At 65.6% G+C, this 23,775-nt stretch carries 22 protein-coding genes; 10 read left to right on the top strand and 12 right to left on the bottom strand.

The features are described 5' to 3' along the window. Window positions 1-44: 44 nt before the first annotated feature. Both ARC39_RS14705 and ARC39_RS14700 read right to left on the bottom strand, forming a co-directional pair. Entirely contained in the window at window positions 45-1,112 is a 1,068-nt protein-coding gene (locus tag ARC39_RS14705; protein WP_068115568.1) for a dipeptidase, read from the bottom strand. A gap of 85 nt (window positions 1,113-1,197) precedes the next feature. Beyond that, window positions 1,198-1,575 (bottom strand): YybH family protein, encoded by a 378-nt coding sequence (locus tag ARC39_RS14700; RefSeq protein WP_068115567.1) that lies wholly within the window; start codon window positions 1,573-1,575, stop codon window positions 1,198-1,200. Window positions 1,576-1,813: 238 nt separating this feature from the next. On the opposite strand from ARC39_RS14700, the gene rpmB reads away from it, so the two are divergent. The 3 genes from rpmB (at window position 1,814) to ARC39_RS14685 (ending at window position 3,083) form a co-directional block, all read left to right on the top strand. Further along, window positions 1,814-2,098, top strand: a complete 285-nt coding sequence (gene rpmB, locus ARC39_RS14695; RefSeq protein ID WP_068115566.1) for a 50S ribosomal protein L28 — start codon at window positions 1,814-1,816, stop codon at window positions 2,096-2,098. Between the two features lie 133 nt (window positions 2,099-2,231). After that, window positions 2,232-2,573 (top strand): hypothetical protein, encoded by a 342-nt coding sequence (locus ARC39_RS14690; protein WP_068115565.1) that lies wholly within the window; start codon window positions 2,232-2,234, stop codon window positions 2,571-2,573. A 51-nt stretch (window positions 2,574-2,624) separates the two neighbouring features. Continuing rightward, window positions 2,625-3,083: a copper chaperone PCu(A)C gene (locus ARC39_RS14685; protein ID WP_068115564.1), complete on the top strand. Its 459-nt coding sequence runs from the start codon at window positions 2,625-2,627 to the stop codon at window positions 3,081-3,083. Window positions 3,084-3,182: 99 nt separating this feature from the next. Here the strand turns inward: ARC39_RS14685 and ARC39_RS14680 are convergent, their stop codons facing one another. Beyond that, on the bottom strand, window positions 3,183-3,878 hold the full coding sequence (locus tag ARC39_RS14680) for an NAD-dependent deacylase (RefSeq protein ID WP_068115563.1): 696 nt from the start codon (window positions 3,876-3,878) through the stop codon (window positions 3,183-3,185). Between the two features lie 287 nt (window positions 3,879-4,165). On the opposite strand from ARC39_RS14680, the gene ARC39_RS14675 reads away from it, so the two are divergent. After that, entirely contained in the window at window positions 4,166-4,660 is a 495-nt protein-coding gene (locus ARC39_RS14675) for a low molecular weight protein-tyrosine-phosphatase (RefSeq protein ID WP_068115562.1), read from the top strand. 94 nt (window positions 4,661-4,754) lie between these two features. On the opposite strand, the gene ARC39_RS14670 is transcribed toward ARC39_RS14675, so the two are convergent. After that, entirely contained in the window at window positions 4,755-5,099 is a 345-nt protein-coding gene (locus ARC39_RS14670; RefSeq protein WP_236545272.1) for a hypothetical protein, read from the bottom strand. A 458-nt stretch (window positions 5,100-5,557) separates the two neighbouring features. Here ARC39_RS14670 and ARC39_RS14665 point away from each other — a divergent pair, with 458 nt between their 5' ends. From ARC39_RS14665 to lepA, 5 genes are all read left to right on the top strand, one after another. Next, window positions 5,558-6,631, top strand: a complete 1,074-nt coding sequence (locus tag ARC39_RS14665) for an acyltransferase family protein (RefSeq protein WP_068115560.1) — start codon at window positions 5,558-5,560, stop codon at window positions 6,629-6,631. A 219-nt stretch (window positions 6,632-6,850) separates the two neighbouring features. Continuing rightward, window positions 6,851-7,768: a calcium-binding protein gene (locus ARC39_RS14660; RefSeq protein WP_149866436.1), complete on the top strand. Its 918-nt coding sequence runs from the start codon at window positions 6,851-6,853 to the stop codon at window positions 7,766-7,768. Between the two features lie 120 nt (window positions 7,769-7,888). Beyond that, the gene (locus ARC39_RS14655) at window positions 7,889-8,479 is read left to right on the top strand and encodes a VOC family protein (RefSeq protein ID WP_068115558.1); all 591 of its coding nucleotides are present in this window, start codon (window positions 7,889-7,891) and stop codon (window positions 8,477-8,479) included. A 141-nt stretch (window positions 8,480-8,620) separates the two neighbouring features. Then, on the top strand, window positions 8,621-8,896 hold the full coding sequence (locus ARC39_RS14650; RefSeq protein ID WP_068115557.1) for an acylphosphatase: 276 nt from the start codon (window positions 8,621-8,623) through the stop codon (window positions 8,894-8,896). Between the two features lie 278 nt (window positions 8,897-9,174). Then, entirely contained in the window at window positions 9,175-10,974 is a 1,800-nt protein-coding gene (lepA, locus tag ARC39_RS14645; RefSeq protein ID WP_068115681.1) for a translation elongation factor 4, read from the top strand. Between the two features lie 451 nt (window positions 10,975-11,425). Here lepA and ARC39_RS14640 read toward each other — a convergent pair whose 3' ends face one another. The 7 genes from ARC39_RS14640 to ARC39_RS25635 all read right to left on the bottom strand — a co-directional run bounded on the left by ARC39_RS14640 (window position 11,426) and on the right by ARC39_RS25635 (window position 19,458). Beyond that, complete coding sequence (locus ARC39_RS14640) at window positions 11,426-11,803, bottom strand: hypothetical protein (RefSeq protein ID WP_068115556.1); 378 nt, start codon at window positions 11,801-11,803, stop codon at window positions 11,426-11,428. 140 nt (window positions 11,804-11,943) lie between these two features. Next, the gene (locus ARC39_RS14635; RefSeq protein ID WP_068115555.1) at window positions 11,944-14,103 is read right to left on the bottom strand and encodes a vanadium-dependent haloperoxidase; all 2,160 of its coding nucleotides are present in this window, start codon (window positions 14,101-14,103) and stop codon (window positions 11,944-11,946) included. Window positions 14,104-14,185: 82 nt separating this feature from the next. Beyond that, window positions 14,186-14,890: a TfuA-like protein gene (locus ARC39_RS14630; protein WP_068115554.1), complete on the bottom strand. Its 705-nt coding sequence runs from the start codon at window positions 14,888-14,890 to the stop codon at window positions 14,186-14,188. Next, window positions 14,887-16,017, bottom strand: coding sequence for a YcaO-like family protein (locus ARC39_RS14625; RefSeq protein ID WP_068115553.1), 1,131 nt, complete (start codon window positions 16,015-16,017; stop codon window positions 14,887-14,889). The genes ARC39_RS14630 and ARC39_RS14625 overlap by 4 nt, the downstream gene beginning before the upstream one ends. After that, a complete protein-coding gene (locus tag ARC39_RS14620; protein ID WP_068115552.1) occupies window positions 16,014-16,442 on the bottom strand; it encodes a hypothetical protein in 429 nt (142 codons plus the stop codon). Before ARC39_RS14620 ends, ARC39_RS14625 begins: the two co-directional genes overlap by 4 nt. 16 nt (window positions 16,443-16,458) lie before the next feature. After that, the gene (locus ARC39_RS14615) at window positions 16,459-18,285 is read right to left on the bottom strand and encodes a hypothetical protein (protein WP_068115551.1); all 1,827 of its coding nucleotides are present in this window, start codon (window positions 18,283-18,285) and stop codon (window positions 16,459-16,461) included. Then, window positions 18,286-19,458: a hypothetical protein gene (locus tag ARC39_RS25635; RefSeq protein ID WP_068115550.1), complete on the bottom strand. Its 1,173-nt coding sequence runs from the start codon at window positions 19,456-19,458 to the stop codon at window positions 18,286-18,288. A gap of 1,056 nt (window positions 19,459-20,514) precedes the next feature. Between ARC39_RS25635 and ARC39_RS14605 the strand changes: the two genes are divergently transcribed. After that, entirely contained in the window at window positions 20,515-21,939 is a 1,425-nt protein-coding gene (locus ARC39_RS14605; protein WP_068115549.1) for a M14 family zinc carboxypeptidase, read from the top strand. 92 nt (window positions 21,940-22,031) lie between these two features. Here ARC39_RS14605 and ARC39_RS14600 read toward each other — a convergent pair whose 3' ends face one another. Continuing rightward, a complete protein-coding gene (locus ARC39_RS14600) occupies window positions 22,032-23,762 on the bottom strand; it encodes an ABC transporter permease (RefSeq protein WP_149866435.1) in 1,731 nt (576 codons plus the stop codon). Window positions 23,763-23,775: the final 13 nt, after the last annotated feature.

Below are 23,775 nucleotides of genomic sequence, written 5' to 3'. Positions count from 1 at the left end.
AGGGTCACGCAAAACAATCCCGTGTTGCTCGCAGTGTCACGGCCTCACGCGCCCCAGCTACGCTCTAGGACCGACAGCCAGTTCTCATGAGCCAACTTGCGCAAAAGCGCATCGCCGTATCCGTGCGCCCGCAGGGCCGCGAGCATGGATGGCAGGCCCGACACGTCGCCGATCACGTCGGGCACCACACAGCCGTCAAAATCCGAGCCGAAACCCACGTGATCCTCTCCGAGCCGGTCGATCAGGTGGTCCAGGTGGCGCAGCATCGGGTCCCATCCACAATCGGCAGCGGCCCGGCCGTCCGCACGCAGGAAGAAGGTGGCGAAGTTCAGGCCCACCAACCCACCGCTTTCGGCGATGACCGAAAGCTGCCGGTCGGTCAGGTTTCGCGGCGAGGCGCTCAGGACATGGGCGTTGGAATGGGTGGCCACCAGGGGGGCGTCGCTGATCGCGGCCACATCGTCGAAACCGGCCTCGTTGAGGTGGGAGAGGTCCACCACGATCTTCAGTGCATTGCATTCTCGCACCAATGCCTTGCCGGCCTCGGTCAGCCCGGGGCCGGCATCCGGATCGCCGGGAAACCGGAAAGGCGCGCCGTGACCGAAAACCGTTGGCCGGGACCATACCGGCCCCAGCGACCGCAGCCCCAGGGCATGAAAGACATGCAGGGCGTCGAGGTCCGGTCCGATGGCCTCGGCGCCTTCCATGTGCATCACCCCGGCGATACGTCCGGCGTGCATCGCCGCGCGGATCTCCGCGGTGGTTCGGCATAGGGCGAAATCGTCGGGCGCAGACCGTGCCATCCACAGCATCTGGCCCGCAGCGGCGATTGCAACTGGCTGTGCCTGTTCCAAGGGCAGGGGATTGGGCAGAGGAATCTCGTAGGGCGGTTGTGCCATCGCTTCGAGGAGGTTTGGCGCGTCGGGATCGCGTGGCGAGGGGACAAAGATGGCAAATAGCCCACCGGCGAAGCCGCCTTCGCGCATCCGCGGCAGGTCCAGATGCCCGCCGGCACCTCCTTCGAGCGAGATCGCCTCGCGTCGCGCCGGCGCCTGTTGCAGTCGCAGCAGCAGGTCGTTGTGCCCGTCAAATACCGGGATCGTCGCCACCATTCCGTGCCACTCCCTTGAAAATCATCGCCACTCCGGTGGCTTCGGAAGTATCGAATCGATCCGATGTCGGCCAGTCGGTTGGTGACTAGCCAGGCGTGTTTTCCGCAAAGGTCGCATTGAGGCTGCACACCCGGATCAGCCAGTGGCCGTCGCTTTGCCGCTCCAGCACGTTCAGCGAGGTGCCATCCCCCGCGTGATCGCCCTCGCGATACGCGGCGAGGCACCAGGCGAAATCGCCGCCGCCGCCACAGGCAGTGATGGCGACCTCCTTGCCCTCGGCGTCTTCGTTCACCCAATCCCCATGGGTTTTGGCAATTGCCGCCCGACCGACCGCCGTCGGGCCAAAGGGCGAGATCAACACGGCATCTTCGGCGAAAACGGCGGCGCATGCCTCCGTATCAGCGGCGCGATAGGCCGCCGCGTAACGGTCGAAGAGCGCTTGCAACTCGGCCTGCAAACTCATGTGCGTCCTCCTTGCGGCCCCGATCACGGGGGCTGTCGCATCCTGCCCGGTGGGGGAAGGACCGGCAAGTCGTTGGCGTTTCGACGGTTCGCACCGGCACGCATCGCTTGCGTGGGGGAATCGCCTTGACACCGCCGCCGGCATGCCCTTAAACGCCCGAACGGAATTCGGGGCGCCCCGGCCGCTACCCTGGCCCGGGTTGCGCCCCATTTGTCATACGAACGTCGAGGAAGAAACCATGTCGCGTGTTTGCGAACTGACCGGTAAAGGCCCGATGGTTGGCAACAACGTCAGCCACGCCAACAACAAGACCAAGCGTCGTTTCCTGCCGAACCTGCAGGATGTGACGCTGATCTCTGACGCCCTCGGGCGGTCCTTCAAGCTGAAGATCTCGTCTGCCGCTCTGCGGTCGGTCGACCATCGCGGTGGGCTCGATGCCTTTCTGGCGAAGGCCAAGGACGAGGACCTGTCGGCAAAGGCGCTGAAGATCAAGAAAGACATCGCCAAGGCCGCAGCGGCCTAACTGCGCGATGCGGACGCGGTGACCGATCTGGCCACCGCGCACTGAGCGGAGAAGATCCGCCACAGGCCCCGCCACCTGCGGGGCTTTTTCTTTGCCCTTCCCATCATGAATTTGCCCAAATAGGGTGCAGGCGATGACTCGCCAACGCGCCCTTTCCCTCTTGCTCGTGCTCAGCCTCGGCCTCTCGGCCCTGGGGTTCGGCATGGCACGCGGTCAGGCGCCGGCTGCCGGCCAAATGGTCATCTGTACGGGCCACGGTATCGTGACCGTCACGCTGGACAGCAAGGGCAATCCGGTCGAATCGGTGACGCTTTGCCCGGATGCCGCCATGTCGTTCTGGGCGGTCACCGCGCTAAGCCCGCCAGAAATCCCACCGGTCGCGCTGAACCGGACGTGGCGCGACTGGCCGCGCGTGGCCGCCGTTATTCATGCTTCAACTCCGCGCAACCGGAGCGCCCGCGCCCCCCCTGCCTGAGTCGTTCGACGATTTCATCCAGACCGGAATACGACTCAGACGGAGACTTTCATGTCCCTCACGACGAAACTCGCCGCCATTGGCGCGGCGCTCGCACTCGCAACCCCGGCACTTGCCGAGATCGAGATCCACGACGCCTATGCGCGTGCCGCCATGGCAAACGCCAAATCCGGCGCTGCCTTCATGGAGATTCACAATACGGGTACGGAGGATGACAGGCTTGTTGCCGCCTCTTCAGACGTTTCCAAAAAAGTGGAGCTTCACACGCACATCGCCAGCGCCGATGGCGTGATGCAGATGGTTGAGGTGGAGGAGGGCTTTCCGATACCTGCCGGCGAAACCCACATGCTAAAACGCGGCGGCGACCACGTGATGTTCATGGGGTTGAACGGCCCGATGAACGACGGCGAGACCGTCACCGTGACGCTGACGTTCGAAAGGGCGGGTGACAAGGTGGTTGAGATCCCGATCGACCTCAAGCGCCAGCCGAAGGAAGGCATGGCGCACTGACCCGTGCCCGGAGGCGCCGACCCGCTCGGGCCGGCGCTTCCGGCCGTCGCGATCCGGCCGGGCTGGCGCCCCGAGTCCGGCGCAGGCGGGGCCGGCGGATCAGGCCGTCCCCAACAGGTGTGAAACCCAGGTCGGAACCACGTCGGTCGCTGGTCCCTCGTGCCGGGCATCGAACATCCCGCTCAGTTCCGACGGCTCCAGGTTCAGTTCCACCGTTTCAACGCCCGCGGCATTGGCCTGCATCACGAAACCGGCGGCTGGGAATACCTGTCCGGATGTGCCGATCGCGGCAAACAGGTCCGCGCTCACAATGTGTTTCTCGATCAGGTCCATGTCGTAGGGCATCTCTCCGAACCAGACGATGTCGGGGCGTGTCGCCGCCGCGCCGCATTCGGGGCACGGATCATCGGCGTGCATTTCCGGTGGTGCCTGCCAATGGGCACCGCATTCCGCGCAGAGCGCGCCTGTCAACTCGCCGTGCATATGGATCACCCGGCGCTGTCCCGCCCGTTCGTGCAGATCGTCGATGTTCTGGGTAATGAGCACGACTTCGCCGGGCCAGTCCCGCTCCAGCCGGGCGAGCGCTGCATGGGCGGCATTGGGCGAGGCGTTGAGTGCATTTGCCCGTCTCGCATTGTAGAAATCATGCACCAACGTGGGATTGCGCGCAAATCCATCCGGCGTTGCCACCTCTTCGAGATCATATTGCGACCATAGCCCGCCAGCATCGCGGAAGGTGCCCAACCCGCTCTCGGCCGAAATGCCGGCTCCGGTGAGAATGACGATCTTGCGCATCGAATGCCCCCTTACTACCTCGCATCCCGCATGTGAGCCACCGCGCGTATGGCTAGGTGGCCTTGCCGGACCTTTGTGAATCACACGAACCGGCAGGGCAACGCGACACACGGCAGAAGTCGCTTCGTGATCGGGTAACAGTTGCCGCACGCAATACAATGCCGCCGAAAAGCGCGATACTGCACCGCAATCGACAATTGTCTGGGTCATCAGCAAGCGAGCGCCGCGGAGGGGCCTATACGAAAGACGGTCTTGACCACGTAAGCACCCGGGCGCAGGCAGTCGCCATGACCGAAAACCCGCATTCCACAGCGCCGCGTGTCCTCTTTGTCTGTCTCGGCAACATCTGTCGCTCACCAGCCGCGCAGGCGGTGACCGGCCATCTTGCCGATCGCGCCGGTCTCGACGTGGAACTCGACAGTGCCGGTACCGGCGCGTGGCATTTGGGCGAACCGCCCGACCGGCGGATGCAGGCGGTGGCGCGTAAGGGCGGTTACGACCTGTCCGCGTTTCGGGCACGTCAATTCGGCGAGGAGGATTTCGATCGGTTCGACCTCATCCTCGCAATGGATCGAAAGAACCAGGCAGATATCGAGGCCCTGCGGCCGGCAGGTGCGTCTACCCCGGTTCGCTTGTTTCTCAGCTATGGGCCGTCGGAACGGGTCGATGTGCCCGATCCGTACTACGACGGCGGTTTCGATGTCGTGTTAAGGCTGCTGGAACACGCCGCCATGGGATTGCTGTCGGAACTTCGCGCAGCAGGTCCTATACGCCGTCCGTAAGGCATTCGGACGGCGAAGGTCACTGGTTCCCCGAGCGCCAAATCGGTCCCGCGCGCTGGAAGGGAGGGCCATTCGGCCGAGGAGCCAATCCGTTCTACTGACAGATGTTGCCAGCGGTGGTGCCGAAGGCCTTGTATCGCTTCCAAAACGCCTCGTCCGACGCACGGTCGGACTGACGGATTTCCTGTGCCCGGTGCGGGTCCTTGAAGAACTTCGCTGCCTTTCGCTGATCGCTGCGCGTCAGCATCTGGTCGGCGACCTGCTGAATACAACCGCAGAGCGGTTTGGAGGCCGCCCGTCGGTTGGATTTCATGCAGGCCCGCTCGATCGTGGAACCGGCTTCGGCGGCAGGCGTGGTCACAACGCCTGCAGGAACGGCCAGCGCCGCTGCTAGGACGAATGTCGTTAGGGATTTCATCGTGCTCTGCCTCGATTTCATGCGGGCCGTCCGTCTTGGCGCGATGCTGGCCCAATGGACAATTGGTGCCAGAAGAGCGGACCGATTTCAATGTTTAGCGTGCTCGGAAACGTCGATTGAACGCCCGGCGGGCGTGTCGGGCCACAGGTCTGCCCGGCCGAGTGATTGATTTCCATGACGCCCGCTGCCCACGCCTTGCCACGGCTCCCGTGTGTCTCCAGGCGGCATCGTCGCGCAAAACGTGACCAACGCCATTGGGGAATTCGCTGTCTGCATCCCGGTTGCGCGTATCGCAGATTCCGCGGCGTTGGCCCTCCGTGCGCCGGTCGCCGCCTCTCGGGCGTGGCGGCACCTGCCCTCGCACAGGCTCGGCTCGGTCATGCAAAAGCCACAAGCTGCGTGTTCAACGAGTTGCAGCGGAGCGTGCAGGCGGCTGCGCGCGCTCAGCGCACGCCCAGGAGCCTAAGTAGAAGGGCAGAATGCAGGAGATCAGGAGCCACACGTCGATACGCGGCATTGCGGCATCGCTGGTAGTGCTGATGCACCTCGCTCAGTACTTCGTGCCCGAGACTGTCACCCATGTCGCGCTGACCTTCGTCAACTCCGCCGACATCATGGTGGATCTCTTCTTCGTGCTCAGCGGCTTCGTGCTTTGCCATGTCTATGCCGAACGCATGGAAGCGATGCCGAGCGGCGCGGCAATGTCGGAGTTCTTCGTCGCCCGGTTGGCAAGAATCTATCCCCTTCATTTCGCGACCACACTCGTGATGGTGGTGTTGTACCTTTTGCAGGGGAAGCTCTCGGACCCGGGCCTTCAGGTCCACGCCGCCAAGAGTTTCGCGCTCGTCCACGGCTGGACGCCCGCCTATGCGCATTTCGAGGCGTTCAATTTTCCGTCCTGGTCGATTAGTGGCGAATGGGCCGCCTACCTCGCGTTCCCGACCTTGCTCCTGCTGTCCGCGCGGCGTGGGGCGAGTTGGTTGTTACCGGCGCTCGTTGTGGCTGGCTACGCCTGGCTCGAGACAGCATTCAGTGGCCTCATGTTGCATAAGGGCGCGATGCTGCAACGGGCGATCCCGGGATTTGCACTGGGTATGTTGCTGCACCGGCACCGGGGCATTTATGACCTGATGACGCCGAACACGCGCCGCATCGTGTTGGCTAGCGCTCTCGCCGCGGTCGCGGTCGCCATGGCCAACGCGGTCTTCAGTGTCGTGCTCGTTCTTCCTTTGGCAGCGGTGGTGCTGCTGACAAGCCGTGACGAGGGCCACGTGGCGCGGGTGCTTTCGGTGCCGCCGCTGCGCTGGCTCGGACGCATCTCCTATTCGATTTACCTCCTGCATGTACCAGTCATCTACCTTGCGATTCCAACGATTGCTCAGACGACCGGACTTGACCCGCTCACGCTCCCGCCGGGCGTTCTGATCGGATTGATCCTTGGAGTGACCCTGGTGTCTGGCGAGTTGTCCTTCCGCTTCTTCGAAACGCCGCTTCGACGGTGGATTCGGCGGACGTTCCGGCCGGCGCGCAGTCGGGCGCTGAAACCGTCCTGAGGGCAGATGCGCTCGGCAGAAAACCGCTTCCACTGCCGCAAACCACTGCAGCAGGGGGGGCGAAGGCGTCTCGTTCGCGCGACCGTGAACCCCATCGGGATCCGCAGGGGATTGACAGCGAAAGCGTGCCGGTTCACTTGCCCGTGTTTGACACCCGTTTGAACCCGCTGATAGCTATTGTGGCGGCGATGGGGCAGAGACGAAAATTAGGAGATACCAGTGGCTAACGTGCGTGCGGCGGATTTCTTCGGGCAGGACGGGTTCAACTTCAGTGTCGTACTCGACAATGCGCTGAGCTTCGCGTTCTACGACAACGAGCCTTTCCGGTACTGGGGCACGAAGTACCGAGATGCTTTTGGCATCGTCTTCGAGGAGGATGGTGTCTCCCTGAACATGCAGTTCGCCGGGGCGAACATCCTCGCCGAAGGTGACGCCGGCGAAAGCACCGACAATGCGATGATCGGCGGGACCGTGACCGGCTGGTTTCTCGAGTATTGGGACGGCGAGAACTGGAACAAGATGTGGGCGGTCCAGAAGATCTCGATAGACGCGGCGGAGATCACCGCGGCGATGGAGACGGGATCGACCAAGGACGACGTTCAACTGTTGCAGAAGATGTTCAGCGGTGCCGACACGTTCAAGCTGAGTTCATCCGATGATGTTGCCCTTGGATATAAAGGCAACGACATGATGAAGGGTCGCGACGGGAGCGATCTGCTCAAGGGCGGCAAGGGCGATGACACGATAATGGGCGGATCCAAATCGGATGCGCTCTTTGGCCAGCGCGGTGACGATACAATCGGTGGCGGGAAGGGCGCCGACCTGATCGTCGGCGGCGCGGGCGACGACGAGCTCACCGGCGGGCTCGGCCAGGACGTGATCGCGTTTACCGATGCGGCTGGTCGCGACAAGGTCATGGATTTCGAGAACGACGTCGATACCCTGGCATTCCATGCCGGTCTTTGGGACGGCGCGGACCTCACCCGAAAACAGGTCGTCAACGAGTTTGCCGACGTGGTCAAGGGCCGGGTTGTCTTTGATTTCGGCGATCAGGAGATTGTCATGCGCGGTATCAAGGACGCCGATATCCTGATCAACGATATCCGTATCTTCGACGACGGCGACACAATCGCCTGACACGCGATTGGCGATTCGCACGCAAGCCTTTTCCGGCGCCCTTGTATCGGGGCGCCGGTTGCATTTTGCCATCCGGAATGTCTGCGCTACGATTCCTCGAACACGTTGCGGAGGACAGACATGCGCAAGTTGCAGGCACAGGGCGTGCATCACATCACGCTTACCGGCGCCGACCGGCAAACTTCGATCGATTTCTGGGAAGGCGTTCTGGGGATGCCATTCGTTTTCGATCAGCCGAACCTAGACAACCCCGATGAGGGGCATCTTTATTTCGATCCGGGCGACGGGCGCCTGATCACTGTCTTCACCAACGAGACGCGGCAGCCGGATCCCCGGCGCACCCCAACGGAGCCGGGCTGTGTGCATCACCTCGCCTTCAACGTGAGCAAGGCAACCTTCTCGCAGGCTGTCGAGCGGCTGGATGAACGCGGAATCCGCCATTCCGGCCCGAAGGATCGAGGCTTCATGGATTCGATCTACTTCACTGATCCGATGGGGTTGCTGATCGAACTTGCCTGCTACCGGTTCGAGCCTCCGGCAGGCTGCACCCACGGCGACGTAATGATCGAGGCGCACCGCTTGCGGGTGGAACGAGGCGACTACAACATCCAGGAAGTCCACCTTGCAGATGCCATCGAGGGGCTCGTTCAGGGCCGGCAACAGACGCTTTCGGCCAGCCGCGCACCCGCAGACCCGTATTCCTCAGGCTAGGTCCTTAGTCTGAACCGTCCGGCACCGTGCTCGCCCGCACCCCGAAGGAGCCGCAGGCCAGCGACCGTGTTTATTGCTACTATGTGCTAGGGAAGCGATCTAGCAGGCAGGTCCGGTCGGGCCGGAGAGGAGGCTGGGACGATGGAATCCACTGTAGTGAAATTGCGGATTCACGGGCGGGTGCAGGCCGTGGGCTATCGCGCCTGGTGCCAGGCGGCCGCATCGCACCACGGCGTCGATGGCTGGGTGAGTAATGAGGCGGACGGCACGGTATCCGCCGTCCTGTCCGGTGCATCGGACAGCGTTTCCGAGATGATCCGCGCGATTGAACACGGCCCCCCGGGCGCGCATGTGACGGCCGTGGAGCGGGAGGACCTGTCCGACGCACCCCCACCCGGGTTCCGTATCGTGTTCTGAGTTGAATAGGGCTCAGGGTAAGAAACCAATTGTGTCACGGCCTCGCGCGATGTGGGGGGAAGCGTATCTCCCTTTCAGTCGGAGCTTCGGCGGGTGGGCCAATGCATCGGCGTTGTGCCGGTTCGTCCGACATTGGCACGCGGCATGCTCGGCGAAAGGCCGGGACAACGCCAGATGCGACCGAACCGACCGCCCGGCGATCACCCTGCCGCTCAAAGGGAACCGTCGCCGTCGCAACCCATCTTGACCGTGTCCGCAAAGCAAATCATATCCCGCCCATGACCGAGCTCAGCCATATCCGCAACTTCTCCATCGTCGCCCATATTGACCACGGCAAATCCACGCTTGCCGACCGGCTCATCCAGATGACGGGCACCGTCGCCGAGCGCGATATGAAGGAGCAGTTGCTCGACGCGATGGATATTGAGCGCGAGCGCGGGATCACCATCAAGGCGAATTCGGTACGAATCGAATATCCGGCGAAGGATGGAGAAACCTATATCCTTAACCTGATCGACACGCCGGGCCATGTGGACTTCGCGTATGAGGTTTCCCGGTCGATGCGCGCGGTCGAGGGCTCGCTACTGGTCGTGGACGCCACGCAGGGCGTGGAGGCGCAGACGCTCGCCAATGTCTATACCGCCATCGAGGCCGACCACGAGATTGTGCCGGTTCTGAACAAGATCGACCTGCCCGCGGCGGAGCCCGAGCGCATTGCCGAGCAGATCGAGGATGTGATCGGTATCGACGCCTCGGACGCCTGCCTGATCTCCGCCAAGACTGGGGTTGGCATCCCCGACGTTCTGGAGGCCATCGTCACGCGGCTGCCGGCGCCCACGGGCGACCGCGACGCGCCGCTCAAGGCGATGCTGGTGGATTCGTGGTACGACCCCTATCTCGGCGTCGTTGTCATGATCCGGGTCATGGACGGGGTGATCCGCAAGGGCGACAACATCCTGATGATGCAGACGGGGGCCAAGTACGGTGTCGACAAGCTTGCCGTTCTTCGCCCGCAGATGCAGGACATTGCCGAGCTCGGTCCGGGCGAGATCGGGATTCTCACGGCCTCGATCAAGCAAGTCCGCGATACCCGGGTGGGCGACACGATCACGCATCAGAAGAAGCCCTGCACCGCACCCCTGCCGGGCTTCAAGCCGGCGCAGCCGGTGGTTTTCTGCGGCCTGTTCCCCGTGGACAATGCCGAGTTCGAGGATCTTCGCACGGCCATCGAGAAACTCGCGCTGAACGATGCCAGCTTCTCCTACGAGATGGAGACCTCCGCCGCGCTCGGCTTCGGCTTCCGGTGCGGCTTCCTCGGCCTGCTGCATCTGGAGGTGATCCGCGACCGGATCGAGCGCGAGTACGACATCGAGCTGATCACCACCGCGCCCAGCGTGATCTATCAGATCCATTTGCGCTCCGGCGAGACCATCGAGTTGCACAACCCGGCCGACATGCCGGACCCGGCGGATATCGACCATATCGAGGAGCCGCGCATCAAGGCGACGATCCTGGTGCCGGACGAATACCTCGGCGACGTGCTGAAACTCTGCCAGGACCGGCGCGGTATCCAGGAGGACCTCACCTATGCAGGCTCCCGCGCCATGGTGGTCTATGACCTGCCGCTCAACGAGGTGGTCTTCGACTTCTACGACCGGCTGAAATCCGTCACCAAGGGCTACGCCAGCTTCGACTACCAGCTGCAGGGCTACCGCACCGACAATCTCGTGAAGATGTCCGTGCTGGTGAACGAGGAGCCGGTGGATGCGCTGTCGATGATGGTCCACCGAGACCGGGCGGAGATGCGGGGCCGGGCGATGTGCGAGAAGCTCAAGGAGCTGATCCCGCGCCACATGTTCAAGATCCCGATCCAGGCGGCCATCGGGGGCCGGGTGATCGCCCGCGAGACGCTCTCGGCGATGCGGAAGGATGTGACGGCCAAGTGTTACGGCGGGGATGCGACGCGGAAGAAGAAGCTGCTGGAGAAGCAGAAGGCCGGCAAGAAGAAGATGCGGCAGTTCGGCAAGGTGGACATCCCGCAGGAAGCCTTCATCAACGCCTTGAAGATGGATAGCTGAAGCCGGCGACTGCGCGGGTGTCTCATCGTGAGACAGATTTCGATCCTCATGATTTCAATGGGTTACGAGGCCGGATTCACGACCTGTTAAGGGGTCGCGGAGTCCGAAGGGCAATTCCCAACGAGGACGGGCAGCGCGTTCGGGCGCGACAAGCACCGCACGCGGGTTCTTTGCGGCGATGAAGTGGGGCGCATAGGGCCGCGCCCGATCCTGGGTGGGCGCTTCGGAACGGGTGTGGTCACCGCTTTATCCCAAAGCCCCGGACTCGGGTTGTGCGGTGTGCGGCATCGCCAATGCGCCCTCCCGGGGGGAGGGTCGGGCGCGGCCCGGGCTGGTCGGCCGGGCAACGTTCCGTGGGTGTTTGCGCTGTGTCCGGAAAACCGCAGCGTCGAGGCCCGGTCTACCCACCCCTCGGGCCGGGCGCTGCCCTCCGTTCCTAGAAGAGCGGGTGTTACGCAAGAAAGTGGATTGCCAAGGCCGCGCCGCCGAACACGATGGCCACGGTCCAGAACACGGACCACAGGACGCTGCGGGCGTAGCCGATTCCGCGGTGCGCCCGCGCCCAGCCCTTCCGCGTTCCGCGCGGGTTTTCGTAGATCAGCTCGAGCCGGCGCCGTTCGCGGCGCCGGCGAATCCGGTGCAGCAATCCGAGGGGTTCGAGGGGATCGGTTTCTGCCATCGTGATGGGGAGTTTCGCCCGGAGCCGGGGGAACGCAATCCCGAGGCCGCGCGGCGAATGGAAGCAATCATGGGCTGGGGTTTCGTCCGACTGGCCGCCATACACCGTGATGCGGGCCGCCGGGCTGAAGCCCGCCCTACGCCGAACCATTCTGTGAAAACGTTCTCCATCGCCCGGCCCACCCCTATTGATCGGGCGTCTCTCGCCCACCCCTCTGGCCGGGCGTTTCGTTCTGGAACGTGGACCAAATCTGGCGTGGGTGATCGTGAGCGACCTGCGCCACCACCCCCTCAGCTATGACGGTTCCACCAGTTTTCGTAGCTCGCGGCGTCGCCGCCTGTTCCCTGGTCGTCCCAGACATAGACCAGCGCGTCGTTCTGCCCGCGGCTGCCGCCGGTGCCGGCGAGCATGATGCGGTCGCCGTCGAAGCTCGTGAAGCGCATGAAGACCGGTTCGCGATAGGTCAGCATCTGTTCCTGCAGGATCGACACGGCGATGCGTTCGCCCATGCGCAGGGATTCGTAATAGTCGGTGTAGTAGTGGACGCCGCCGAAGTTCCGCCCGATGGAGATGTTCGCCGCGAGCTTGTCCAACTCGCCCTGCGTGGTCACCGGCGCGTGGCCGGACCGGCGGAGCCGGGTGCCGTCAGCGCCGGGGTCGGGCTCGAACGGCGCGCTGTCGCCCAACAGGTGTTTCTCCGCGCCGAAGAGTTCGGCGGGAAACTTGAGGGCGGGGTAGCCCTTCGGCCGGTCGACCACGTCGTAGATGTTGAAGGCGGTGCGTGCGACCGGGGTTTCGAACATCTCGAAGAACGCCTTCACCACCGTCACGCAGGCCCCGGCGACGGTCGCGTGACCGGCCCCGTAGGACGGATGCATCGGCGAGCCCTCCGGGAACGCCATGGGCAGGAGGGCATTGTGCGCCGCGTCCAGCGGCCCGAGATCGACCGCGAATTGCCGGGACCAGATCGCGTCGTTCATCGCCATGTTGTGGTCGCGGATGCGGGTGAGCAGGCTGGTATTGGCAAGCTCCAGCATCGTCGCGATACAGGCCGTTTTCTGATTGCCGAGGCTGTCGGCCGCCGCTCCGCCGCGCCAGGCCAGGGAGACGGCGGCGGCCAGCGCCTCCGGGCGCGCGCGCAAATGGATGTTGTACTTCTGCCGGCGCACCGCTTTCAGCGCCCGCGTCGCGACCTCGGTCACGAGCGTGAGGATGTGCGGCCCGCCGAATGTGGCGAAGGCGTCCCGCGTGGGGTTTCCCGGGCCTTCCGGCAGGCCGGCATCGGTTTCCGCGCCCATGCCGAGCAGGATCAGCACGGCGTTCAGATAGGCCTGGTAGAGCGCGTCGAAGTGGACGTAGGTGGCCAGATCGCGCGGCGTCGAGATGAACCTCGGGCTGTCGCGATAATGGTCGTAATTGTCCTTGCGGTTCGCGCCGTTCTGGACATCCAGCCAGCTGGCCCATTCGGTCATGTGATCGAGCCCGTCGGCGTGCCCCATGTATTGCTGCGAGATCGCCTGGATGCCGTAGCGGATGAACCCGTCGGCCGCCGCGACGGCGTTGGCGGCGGATGTGTCGCCGGGTTTGGGAACGAAGACCTGCGCGCGCGCGAAGGCATCGCCGGGGAGGGGGTCGGCGTCGGTCTCGGCCGCGGGCGAGGGGCGTTCCGCGTTTCCGATCAGCAGGAACTGGGAGATGTAGGGGCCAGCCTTGGCGCCCGGTGTGGAGCCCCGGAACAGCACCGACTCGGTCAGTTGGCCCTGCGCGAGGCGCGCCGTCCTGCGTTTTACCGCGTCGGGGGGAAGCGGGGTGTTGGGCTGGAAGAAACTCAGGGTGGTGAGCTTTGCCACGAGTTGCGCGACGTCCGGGTCCGTTTGCCACGCGGTGAACGGCGTGTCGCGGAGCAACGCGGCGCAGTAGATCTCGGCCAGTTCGGCGGTGACCTCGGCGGAGCCCAGTTCCGGGGCGGGCGGCATTGCGGTCTGGTCGGCATCCGCGCCTTCGAGGTCGAAGACATGGCCGCAGAGCGGGCTTTCCCAGGCGCGGGCCGTGCCGTTGTGGCTGGCCTGCGGGCGCGCGAAGGTGCCGGTGTAGAGCGGCGCATCGAACCGCGCGGGGCGGCCTGCGCCGGGGCCCTTGTAGACGCCGGGAAAGGGCGATTCCCCGGATTGGCCCGCATCGTCCGGGGCCTGGTTCAGGGCGGCGATCAGCGCGCGCAGGTCCGTGCTCCTGACGCGCCCGAATGCATCATGCGCGAGACCCTTGGTGAAGGTGCCCCAGGCCGGCACCCAGGGGGCGTTCGATCCGAGCGCCAGGTCCAGATCGGCATTGCGCGCCTGTTCGAGGGCGTCCGTGCGCCGGTCTGCCGTTTCGGTGGCCGTGTCCCGCACCCTTTGGGCAATCGTCTTGCGAATTGCGCCATCCGGAATGGGGCGGAGCTCGTCGTCCATGCTGTTCTCCTGGGTTCGCCGGGGGGCCGGCATTGCATTGGACGTGAGCGTGTCAGCGGGAGCGTGACGCGGCCGTAACGCCTCAGCGGCGCAGCAGGCCGGGTGCGAACCGGCGCAGGTCGGCCAGGAAGCAGTCCGTGGGCTCGAAATCGAGCGGCACCGGGGCCGCCGGACCGGCGCGGAGCAGATCCAGCGCCGCGCGCGCGTCCTCGCGTTTGCGGTACACCCGGTGGCGTTCCAGGAGCGGGATGCGATCCGGCGGCAGCTGCGCCGCCGCGACGACCGCGTCCCATTGGCGGCGCTCGAAATGGAGGCGCCGCGCGGCCGATGCGAGCTGCGCGGCCTCGGTGGGCCCGATCCGTTCGGCTGCGGCATCGAGGGTCGCGTCGATGTCGACCAGCGAGACCGACAGGGGGCGCCAGCGCAGGGCCTCCGGGGCGTGCAGAACGGCGACATCGGCGTCGCTCGTGCGGGCGCCGCTTTGGTAGTCGGCGAAGACCGCGCCGATGCCGGCCATGCCGAAGGCCGCGCATTCGGCGGCGCGGAGGGCGCCGAGGCTGGCCGCGCCGATGACCGCCACGCCCCGCGACAATGCGAACAGGATTTCCTTGTGCGAGACGCTTGGACGATCTCCGTAGAGCCCATCGATCAGAAGGATCGCGGTGGCGCCGTCGTCAACGAGGCGCAGCAGGTCGCCGCGGGCCGCGGGCGGGTGCCTGGCGACCCTCCGGAAGGCCGATTCAGGCAGGCCGTGGGCTGTCGGACCGATACAGACGAAACGGCTCATCGCAGCACACTCGCGAGGGCGCGGCTCGCGAATCTCCGCCCCCGGCGCGGCTGGCGCGGGCCTTCGGAGAGGCATTCGAGGCCGGGAACGAGCACCTTGCAGCAGTGGAGCGGGTGTCCCTCCGGGCGGATGTCGAAGACGAGAACCTGCGGGAGACCGGCTGACGCCAGCGCGTCGCAGAGTTCGGCCATTGATGCGCCCGCATTTTGCCGGGGCAGGGTCGCGGATGTCGGTGGCGGGCGCGGTTCGGCGCCCGTGCGCGGCGCGAAATCTGCCGCCACGATGTCGTCCCGTGCCCCCGCGAAATCCGTGACGCGGCTTTGCACGGCTTCGAGCAACGCGGCCGCCGCGGCGTCGGGATAGCATGCCCGGCAGGCGCAACCGGCGGCCCGGCGATCCAGCGCGGCGCCGTTGCCCGCCTCGCGCAGAAGCGCCATGACCACGGGAACGCGAATGTCCGTTGTTGCGTCGATCAACTCGACCCACGTGCCCATGGCGGCGAGACGCTCCACCAACGGCGCGACGCTTTCGGGAAGGACGGCCTGCGGGTCGAGGCGGCGCCTGCGGCGGGCGTAGCCCGGAACCGACCGCAGGAAAACCTGCGCGTCCTGCTCGATCGCCTCGCGGAGTGCGTTTGCCCGCGCGGCGTCTGCATCGGTATGTGCCGCCAGCCCGCCCGAGACCATCGCGAAACTGTCGCGGTCCCAGCCGGCATTGGCGCGGTAATCCAGGCCGACCACCTCGTAGGGCGCCAGGATCGGCGCCCCGGTGGACCACACCGTGCCGGACACCCAGCCGCGTATGTGGGAGGTGTCGAGCGCCGGTTTGCGCACGTGAAGGCACGTGGCGAAGTCGAGGATCGGCGCGCCTTCCGCTTGCAATTCCGCGATGCTCGCCCACCGCGTGACGAGACGTTCGGAGGCTTCGGCGCAGGCGCATTCGACGGCTTCCATCGCGGCCGTCAGCCGCGCTTGCGCATCTGTCATGCCCTTGCCGTTCGTGACTGCGAAGGAACGCGCTGCCGGTCGGAGCGCGCTCCAGACCGGCAGGCCAAACGGCAAAAGTTGTCCCTGTTCGGCCAGCCGCGTTATCCCGAACGCGGCTGGCTCGAAGGGCAGGGATGTCATCCGCGTGTGGCGCGGATGGTGACAGGGGGCATCTCTTCGTCTTCGTTCGTGCGGAAGCCGACGACGATGCTCAGCCCGAGGCTTGTGAGGGTTTTTGCGGCTGCCACGAGGTCTTTCAGCGCGGCCTCAAGGGCTTCCTGATCCACGTCGGTGTGGCGCCAGCGCATGGATTCCAGGAAAACCGCGTCAAAATCCAGAATGCCGAGGTCACGCAGGGTCGTTGTCTCGGCCTGCGCTGTGACTTCGGTCTGAACTTCGAATTCGTCCTCCGTCGCCTGATCGAGATCGTCCTGAAGCAACTGGATCGGTTGCGACTTCGACGTGTCGTCCGGGCTGGGCAGATGAACCCACATAGAGACTGCGGGTTCCTCGGTGTCGGCGTATTCGAAAAGCGTGAATGACTTTCCGTCGAGTGTATTGGCCATTGTGGTTCTCCCTTGCTTAAATGAAGCCTGCAATTCGCAGGCCCTCCCGGTAATGGCGATGAAGGTCTGTGTCCTGTGGACCCGGTATCAACTCGGACAGTTCGGCGACGGTCGTGTTTGGCAACACGTCTCGCAACCGGTGCGCCCAGGCGGCGGCTTTTTCGTCCTGACCGTTCAGGGCGTAGCACGTGGTACGCGTTCCGACGGCGACTTCCTCGGCCATGATCCTGTCACAGCGCGTTGCGGCCGTGTCGAAGTCCCCGCGCGCCAGCGCGATGCTCGCCCCGAACCACCAATAGCGGTCGGGAGGCATCGGGTTCAGGTCGACGGCCTTCTGAAACAGGCTTTCGGCGCGCACCGGGGCATCGAGGTGGGAGAGCGCGTCGGCGAAATTCAGCAGCAGGTCCGCGGAATGCGGTGCCAGCGCGCGGGCTGTCTCGAAATGCGAGACCACCGCATCGTATTCCCGCCGGTACAATTGCGTCGAGCCCATGATCCAATGCGCCTCGGCCGCGCCGGGGTCGATCTGCCGCGCCTGTTGCGCCTCGTTGTGGGCGTTGGCCAGAAGCTCGCCGTCCGTTCCGCCGCGCAATATCCACTCGATGACCAGCGTTTCGGCGATGCGCGCGCGCGCGATGGCAAAACCGGGATCGGCCCGAAGCGTGGCGCGGAAACTATTCCGTGCGCGCCTCAGGGCCGGAAGATCGCCCCGCAATTGCTGCTCACGCCCCGTCAGGAAGTGAAGGTAGGCGCCGGGGGCGCCTGCGGCGCGTTCGCGGTTGGCGAGATCCGCCTCGACGTGATCCGCGAGGCTCGCGGCGACCGTTTGTGCGAGCCGCTTGCAGCTATCCGCGAGCGTTTCCGGTGCCAGCGAGAACTCGGCGGCCCAGACGATCCGCGCGTCGCTGGCCGAGATCAGGCGGATTGCGAGCATCGGCTCGTCGCCGTCGTAGCGGAGCTGCGTTTCGGCGACATAGGCGATGTTCAGGCGCTCGCTTTCCTCGGCCACGTCCGCCGGCGCGATGGCGAAGCTGGAAAACGGCGCCAGGGTTGCGAAGCTGCGAAATCGCGACAGGCGGTCCGCCACATCGCCGACGAAACGCTCCAGCGGAATGGCGACAGAGCGATCTGCCTGCGGCCGCAACAGGGCCAGTCGTGGCGGGGGGGCGTGCTGCGACGTGTCGGGGGCGGGCCCCGGCGCCGGGGAGGCCGCGACCGTGCCGAGGCCGATGCGACGCGCGGCTTCCGCGATCGTGGCGTCGACGGAACCGCCGCCGTCGTCGAAGGCTTTGAGCTGTTCCACCAGCCGCTCGAATTGCGCCATCTCGCAATGGCCGTAGCGCGTTGCCTGATCGAGTGCCGCAGACGCCAGGTGCAGCCGTTGCCCGTCGAGCGTTTGGCGGGCATCGCGCAGCCATTCCTCGAAGGCATGGCTTGGCGTATCAACGCCATCGAGAAACGCGCCCGTGGGCAGTGGCCGGGCCGCATCGGACCCAGCGGCCGTTCCACGCGCCAGGAGCGCCGCAACATCGGTATCGACGATCCCGGGGACGAGCCGTAACCGGCTCGGGTTCGCTTCGATCAGCGCCGAGAATGCCGGGTATTTTCGGCGAAACCGGGCCAGGGCCTGCCGCAGATTGGTCAGGCCGGCCTGCGGGTCGCCCCAGATCGTTTCGGCGACATGGGCACGGCGCTGCATCTGGTCCGGTGCGAGCGCGAGGATGCCGACGATCTGTGCCGCGCGATCGAAGAAGGGGTGCGTTTCGGTGCCAATCACGGCATGCGGCGTTCCGAACAGGTGCAGCGTCGGGCGACCTGAAGCCTCTGTCCGGCCGGCGTCCATCTAGGCGATCCTTGGCCCGACGTCCGCGTCGGTTTCATGGTGGCGTGCCACGTCGCGGACCATGCAATGCGCGGCGCCCCGGAGCGCGACCATGCGGGTCATGTCCGGAAGGCGGGACACCCGCGCGCCGAGGCTTTCGTAGATCGCCGCGCATTCCGCGTCATGCGGGTGGTCGTAGGTGGGCATGACCACATGCAAACCGGACGAGCCGCGGTTTTCGACGATCACGTTGTTCCAGGTGAGGATGTGGTGTTCGAAAATCTCGACGTGATCGGTCGGCTGAGCGCCTTGTGCGACCACGGACTCGCGGAGCGCCCCCTCGATATCGTCCGACGGCGACAGGTCCCGCACGCGCCGGGGCTGCCCGTTCGCGCGAAGCGTCGCCGTGGTGATCGGGTTGCGCAGGACCCGGTAGCCGGCACTTTCGAGCGCCCGCACCACGGTATCGAACGGCAGGCCCGCGAGCAGGTCGACCTCGGGCCCGTGCTGATGCGACGGCGTGGGTTTGCCGACCAGGGCGGTCGGGATGCCGCCGATGGGGCCGAGCGGGGTGACGAACATGTCGATATGGAAGATCGGCTGGTTGAGGCCGATGGCGCTGGGGTGGATGTAGTGGACCGCCTTCCGGCTGCCGCCGGGCCGGACGATGGGACGCGGGACCGGAACCTGCGGCGCACCCAGCGGGAAGAGGGCGCGCGTGTCGTCCAGAGATGTCTTGAAGGCCATCCTAACCGCCTGTTCGGGGGCGGTCGGATCGGTGGGCGCCATTGCCTCGCGGTTCGCCTCGAAATGATCCGCGCCGATCAGAATGTGGCGGTCGGTGCACAGCAGGTTGCCGCCCTGAAACTCCAGGCCCGACGCACGCACGTCGTGGGACAGTGCCGCCCCCACCCGGTCGCAGATTTCCCGGTCGTCGCGGCGCTGGAAATCCAGCGGTTCGAGAAACACGAACCGATCCGCGGGGGCCGCGTCGCGGGGGGTCAGGCAAACGCAGATGTCCTGCGCGAAGGGCGTGACTTCCAGACCGCCGATATCGACGGGCCGGATCCGGTCCATGGTGAGGCCGGCATCCGCCACCATGGCGCGGAGTTTCGTTTCCGCATCCGGGGATTGCCAATCCGCGCAAACAATAAAGTCCGTTTTCTCCGAAAGCGCGGACATGATTCCGGTCACGATTTTTCGAAATGGGCGCCAGGTGATAAAATCGTTTGGACAAACCAATAATAACGGCGAAATTGTTCCCAGAACTCCGGAAACGACGACATGCGAGGCGCGGGCGTCCTGCGCCTCCGTCGCCGATTGCGCAGTTGCGGCTGTCGCGGTGAGAGTCTCCCTAAGTGACCGAAATCTCGGGACTTCCTCGGTTAACCGGCGGGAGCTGCTGAATCTGCGATAATCGCTGAGTCGCAATGAATTATCCTAGGTTTTGTAGAAATCTATTAATGTTTAGGGAGCCGGTGGCGATTCTGTCAATCCATGCCGCAGAGGACCCACGGCCCCCTGCGCGCCGGCGTGATCGCGGAAAGAGTCGTCTTGTCGAGGGCGCGCGCCGGGCATGCGGGCGCGGGAAATTGCGGCTCGGGAGTTGCATCGCGATCGCGGTCCGGCCGCATTCAGGGCGCGGGATTTCGGCGCGCAACATTACCGGGGTGGGCAGAGCACGCGACGGGCGACGATTCTCCCGCGTCACAGGCGCATCACGGTCGCGGTGAGACATTCGTTCCATAGGCAAGGGCCGTCGGAGTGCTGCTGCTTAGAGCGGAGATTCGGACGTGATCGACATGAATTCTTTACTTCGGGGCGTCGCTGATTGCCCTGGAAACGATAGCTGTTTCGGACGCGGCCACGGCCGGTACGCGTTCGCTGGAACCGACGGGCGGCCCGCGTGCCACGATCCGTTTTCCCCCGGTCGCTTTGGATTGAGGCCGCGTGATGCATGGGCCGTCCGTCGGACACCGGGACGGCGGGCATGGCTGGCAGATGCACCGGCGATCTGAGCGCGACGGGGCGACCGGACAACGTCGCAACTATTCGTACCGCCGCTACCTGGGGGAGAAAGCAATGACATCCGCACCGAATACCTGTGCAAAATGCATCGAGGTTCCGATGCTGACGCGCGGCACTGCGCGCCGATCATTCCGCAACGGATTCGAGCGCCGGGATGGAGAGGCCCGGCGGGTCATCCTTGCCGATCGCCCAGGCGGCGCTGACAGGAAGGAGTGAGAGTCCATGTCTTTCCAGAACGTCGATGACATCGGTCTCAGCCTGCAAGGGCTGGCAGAGACCTACCCCGACCATGTCGAGGTGATTGCCATGCCGCACAAGAGCGGCGACGGGCAGGAAATCCGGGCGCTCGTGCTGGGAGATGACCGGTCGCCAATTCGCGCAACCGTCTTCGTGGTCGGCGGTCTGTGCCCCGGCGGGTGGCTGCCGCCGGACGCGCTCGTCTATCTCGCCGCCGATATGCTCAAGGCGCGCGCGAATGGGGCCGGGCTCGTCTACGGACCGGCGATCTACGAAGCCCAGAACGTCCGGGATATTTTCGAGCGGCTTCAGATCGTTGTTCTGCCTTGCGCCAATCCCGACCGCAGGCACCTGGACCTGCCCGATGGACTCTTTGCGGATGCCCCCGCCGAACCGGGGTATTCCCATGCCGGACTGGCCTGCCGCTGTATTGACTTGGGGTTCAATCAGGACCTCCAAGGGGTATTCCAGCGGGGCCACGATGACAGCGCTGCGAGCGTGTCCGGTTCGAAGCGTGCCCCGGCCGCCTTGATGTCCACGTCACCGGGACAGCATCCGGAGCTTCGGAATATCGCATGGCTGTTCGACACCTACCCGAACGCGCGCTGGTACATGGACGTGCGTCGCGTCGCCCCCCGCAGCGGCGGGGAGGGCGTCCGGGACGCGCGGGATACGTCGCGTGCAACGTCGGCGGGCGATGACGCCCATGGAACGACGGTCGAACCGACATGGCCGCAATGCGTGGACAGATATGTCGTCGACGAGGCCGAGCGGGTTCATGGAATGTCCTTCGGTGCGACGCGCCTGACCGATACCCCGTCGGAACTCGACCGCATTCTCGGAAAGACGCCGGAGCGCACCGAGGATGTGCTGGTCGACTTCGACGAGACGACGGACGTGATGCGGGAAGCCGCCGGAGTGCTGGTTGGCGTGTCGACAAGCGATCCGCTGTGCGACGGACGCGCACCGGGCGGGCATTGGCAACCGGTCCCTTGCCCCGAAGACAACGCGGCCCGGCAGCGTGCCGATGCAATGGGCGGGACATGGCGTTGCCACGGCTTTTCCCTGGAACCGGGAGCATCCCGCGACGAGCCGGCACCGGGCGACTACAGGTTAAGCCTGGCGGCGGCGGGCGACAGCCTGTCCGGCCAGCTTGCGGGCGACGGTTGGTCCGTCCGGCTCCGCGGAAACGTGTCCGGGCGCGCGCCCTATCGGCTGCGGCTCCGGGGGAGCCGCCGGATCGAAGGCGCGCGGTGGGATTGGGACTTCGTCGGGTATCTCGTCTCGGACGAACCGCACCAAGGTTCGGCGCGCGACACCATCGTCGGTTCGGTGGTCGGCATGGCGCAGCAGGGACGGGAGGAGAATCCACATCAGGTTCGTGCGAGTTTTACGGCGGTGAGAGCGTGAAGTCTGCCGGGTGTGTGGTGTGAGTCGCCTTGCGCAATGTCCGCCTGAGGGCGGGTATGTCGGCGCCGCGGGGCAATTGCGTACCGAGTACGTTATTTGGCGGGGGCGCCGCCCGCCGATGTAATGAGTTTGCCGGTGCGGTGACGTGCCCAGAGCCGGGAGCTCCTGTCCGAATTCCGCGTTCCCAGCGAGCGGCAGACGAGGATCACGGGCAGCAGGCCGACACCGACGATGACGAGGCTGGGGACGGCCGCACCTGCGAGCCGTTCGTCGGACGCCAGCCTGTGCGCCTGCACGGCGAGCGTGTCGAAGTTGAACGGGCGCATGATGAGGGTCGCCGGAAGCTCCTTCATGACATCCACGAAGACGACGAGCAGGGCTGTCAGCACCGAGGGTCGCAGGATCGGCAGGTGGATGCGGCGCACGAGCGCGGCCGGCGGCGTGCCGAGGGTGCGCGCGACGGCGTCGATGTTCGGATGGACCGTGCCAAGGCCGCTGTCGTAGGCGTTGAGCGCCGCCGCCATGAACCGCACGAGATAGGCGCAGACCAGCAGCCAGATCGACCCGGTGAAAAGCAGGCCCGTCGATACGCCGAAGGTGGCGCGCATCCAGGCATCCAGACCGTTGTCGATGGCCGCGAAGGGCACCAGCAGCCCGACCGCGATCACGCCGCCGGGCACGGCATAGCCGATGCGCGCGATGTTGCCCGCGATGGCGGAGCGGCGGCCCGGCCAGAGCCGTTGACGGAAGCCGATGAGGATGGCGCCGAACATCGTCAGGAGCGACGCGGTGCCGGCCAGGATGACGGTATTGCCGGTGAAGGCGAGGTATCGCGCCGACAGCAGCGATTGCTCCGAGCCGGTCGCCATTGTGAAGAGCAAGATCACCGGAAGCGCGAAGCCGAACAGGACCGGCAAGGCACAGAGCGTCAGCGCGGCCCATTTCGGCGCGCCACGTAGTGGGGTGGGGGGCAGGCGCTCGAACCGCTTGCCCGCGCCGTAGTGGCGGGCGGCGCCCCGTTGCATGCGTTCGAGCATGGCGAGCAGGAGGGCGAAGCAGAGCAGGCAGAGTGCAAGCTGCGCGGCGGCGGCGCGGTCGGCCATGGTGAACCAGCTCGTGTATATACCGGTGGCAAAGGTCTGCACCGAGAAGTAGGAGACCGTTCCGTAATCCGCGATTGTCTCCATGACGGCCAGCAGCACGCCGCCGGCGATGGCGGGCCGCGCCATGGGCAGGCTCACGCGCAGGAAGGCGGCCCAGGGGCCGCGTCCGAGGGCACGGGCGGCGAGGAATGCGGTTGCGCTCTGCTGCAGGAAGGCGGCCCGCGCCAGCAGGTAGACATAAGGGTAGAGCACCAGGATCAGCATCACCGCCGCGCCGGTGACGGAGCGGATCTCCGGGAACCAGTAGTCGCGCGGCCCCCATCCGGTGACGTCCCGCAGGAGCGTCTGGACGGGGCCCGGGTGGTCGAGGAAGTCGGTGTAGGCGTAGCCCATGACATAGGCCGGGAAGGCCAGCGGCAGGGCGAGGGCGATCTCGAAGAGACGGACGCCGGGAAAGCGCGTCATGGTGACGAGCCAGGCCGCCCCGGTGCCGATGGCCGCCGTGCCCGCCGCGACGATCAGCACGAGTTGCAGGGTGGTGGCGGAGTAGCGCCAGAGCACGGTGTCGGCGAGGTGCCGCAGCGTGTCGGTGGAGCCGAGCAGGGCGGCGATCAGCACGGCCACCATGGGCAGCAGGCAGATCGCGGCCACGAGGAGCGCCCCTCCACGCAGGAGGCCGGTCGCGAAGCGTTCGGCGAGGGCGAAGGGGCGCAAACTCATGCAGGCCTGTGTA

The sequence above is a fragment of the Tropicimonas marinistellae genome, from assembly GCF_001509585.1.
GTDB lineage: Bacteria > Pseudomonadota > Alphaproteobacteria > Rhodobacterales > Rhodobacteraceae > Tropicimonas > Tropicimonas marinistellae.
The sequence above is the reverse complement of the archived record's forward strand: the minus strand, read 5'-3'. Positions and strand labels throughout refer to the sequence as shown.

What these genes read in the sequence shown, in the direction of transcription:
- ARC39_RS14705 (WP_068115568.1), bottom strand. Translation starts at nt 1,112, where the DNA reads ATGGTGGCGACGATCCCGGTATTTGACGGGCACAACGACCTGCTGCTG.
- ARC39_RS14700 (WP_068115567.1), bottom strand. Translation starts at nt 1,575, where the DNA reads ATGAGTTTGCAGGCCGAGTTGCAAGCGCTCTTCGACCGTTACGCGGCG.
- rpmB (WP_068115566.1), top strand. Translation starts at nt 1,814, where the DNA reads ATGTCGCGTGTTTGCGAACTGACCGGTAAAGGCCCGATGGTTGGCAAC.
- ARC39_RS14690 (WP_068115565.1), top strand. Translation starts at nt 2,232, where the DNA reads ATGACTCGCCAACGCGCCCTTTCCCTCTTGCTCGTGCTCAGCCTCGGC.
- ARC39_RS14685 (WP_068115564.1), top strand. Translation starts at nt 2,625, where the DNA reads ATGTCCCTCACGACGAAACTCGCCGCCATTGGCGCGGCGCTCGCACTC.
- ARC39_RS14680 (WP_068115563.1), bottom strand. Translation starts at nt 3,878, where the DNA reads ATGCGCAAGATCGTCATTCTCACCGGAGCCGGCATTTCGGCCGAGAGC.
- ARC39_RS14675 (WP_068115562.1), top strand. Translation starts at nt 4,166, where the DNA reads ATGACCGAAAACCCGCATTCCACAGCGCCGCGTGTCCTCTTTGTCTGT.
- ARC39_RS14670 (WP_236545272.1), bottom strand. Translation starts at nt 5,099, where the DNA reads ATGAAATCGAGGCAGAGCACGATGAAATCCCTAACGACATTCGTCCTA.
- ARC39_RS14665 (WP_068115560.1), top strand. Translation starts at nt 5,558, where the DNA reads ATGCAGGAGATCAGGAGCCACACGTCGATACGCGGCATTGCGGCATCG.
- ARC39_RS14655 (WP_068115558.1), top strand. Translation starts at nt 7,889, where the DNA reads ATGCGCAAGTTGCAGGCACAGGGCGTGCATCACATCACGCTTACCGGC.
- ARC39_RS14650 (WP_068115557.1), top strand. Translation starts at nt 8,621, where the DNA reads ATGGAATCCACTGTAGTGAAATTGCGGATTCACGGGCGGGTGCAGGCC.
- lepA (WP_068115681.1), top strand. Translation starts at nt 9,175, where the DNA reads ATGACCGAGCTCAGCCATATCCGCAACTTCTCCATCGTCGCCCATATT.
- ARC39_RS14640 (WP_068115556.1), bottom strand. Translation starts at nt 11,803, where the DNA reads ATGGTTCGGCGTAGGGCGGGCTTCAGCCCGGCGGCCCGCATCACGGTG.
- ARC39_RS14635 (WP_068115555.1), bottom strand. Translation starts at nt 14,103, where the DNA reads ATGGACGACGAGCTCCGCCCCATTCCGGATGGCGCAATTCGCAAGACG.
- ARC39_RS14630 (WP_068115554.1), bottom strand. Translation starts at nt 14,890, where the DNA reads ATGAGCCGTTTCGTCTGTATCGGTCCGACAGCCCACGGCCTGCCTGAA.
- ARC39_RS14625 (WP_068115553.1), bottom strand. Translation starts at nt 16,017, where the DNA reads ATGACATCCCTGCCCTTCGAGCCAGCCGCGTTCGGGATAACGCGGCTG.
- ARC39_RS14620 (WP_068115552.1), bottom strand. Translation starts at nt 16,442, where the DNA reads ATGGCCAATACACTCGACGGAAAGTCATTCACGCTTTTCGAATACGCC.
- ARC39_RS14615 (WP_068115551.1), bottom strand. Translation starts at nt 18,285, where the DNA reads ATGGACGCCGGCCGGACAGAGGCTTCAGGTCGCCCGACGCTGCACCTG.
- ARC39_RS14605 (WP_068115549.1), top strand. Translation starts at nt 20,515, where the DNA reads ATGTCTTTCCAGAACGTCGATGACATCGGTCTCAGCCTGCAAGGGCTG.
- ARC39_RS14600 (WP_149866435.1), bottom strand. Translation starts at nt 23,762, where the DNA reads ATGAGTTTGCGCCCCTTCGCCCTCGCCGAACGCTTCGCGACCGGCCTC.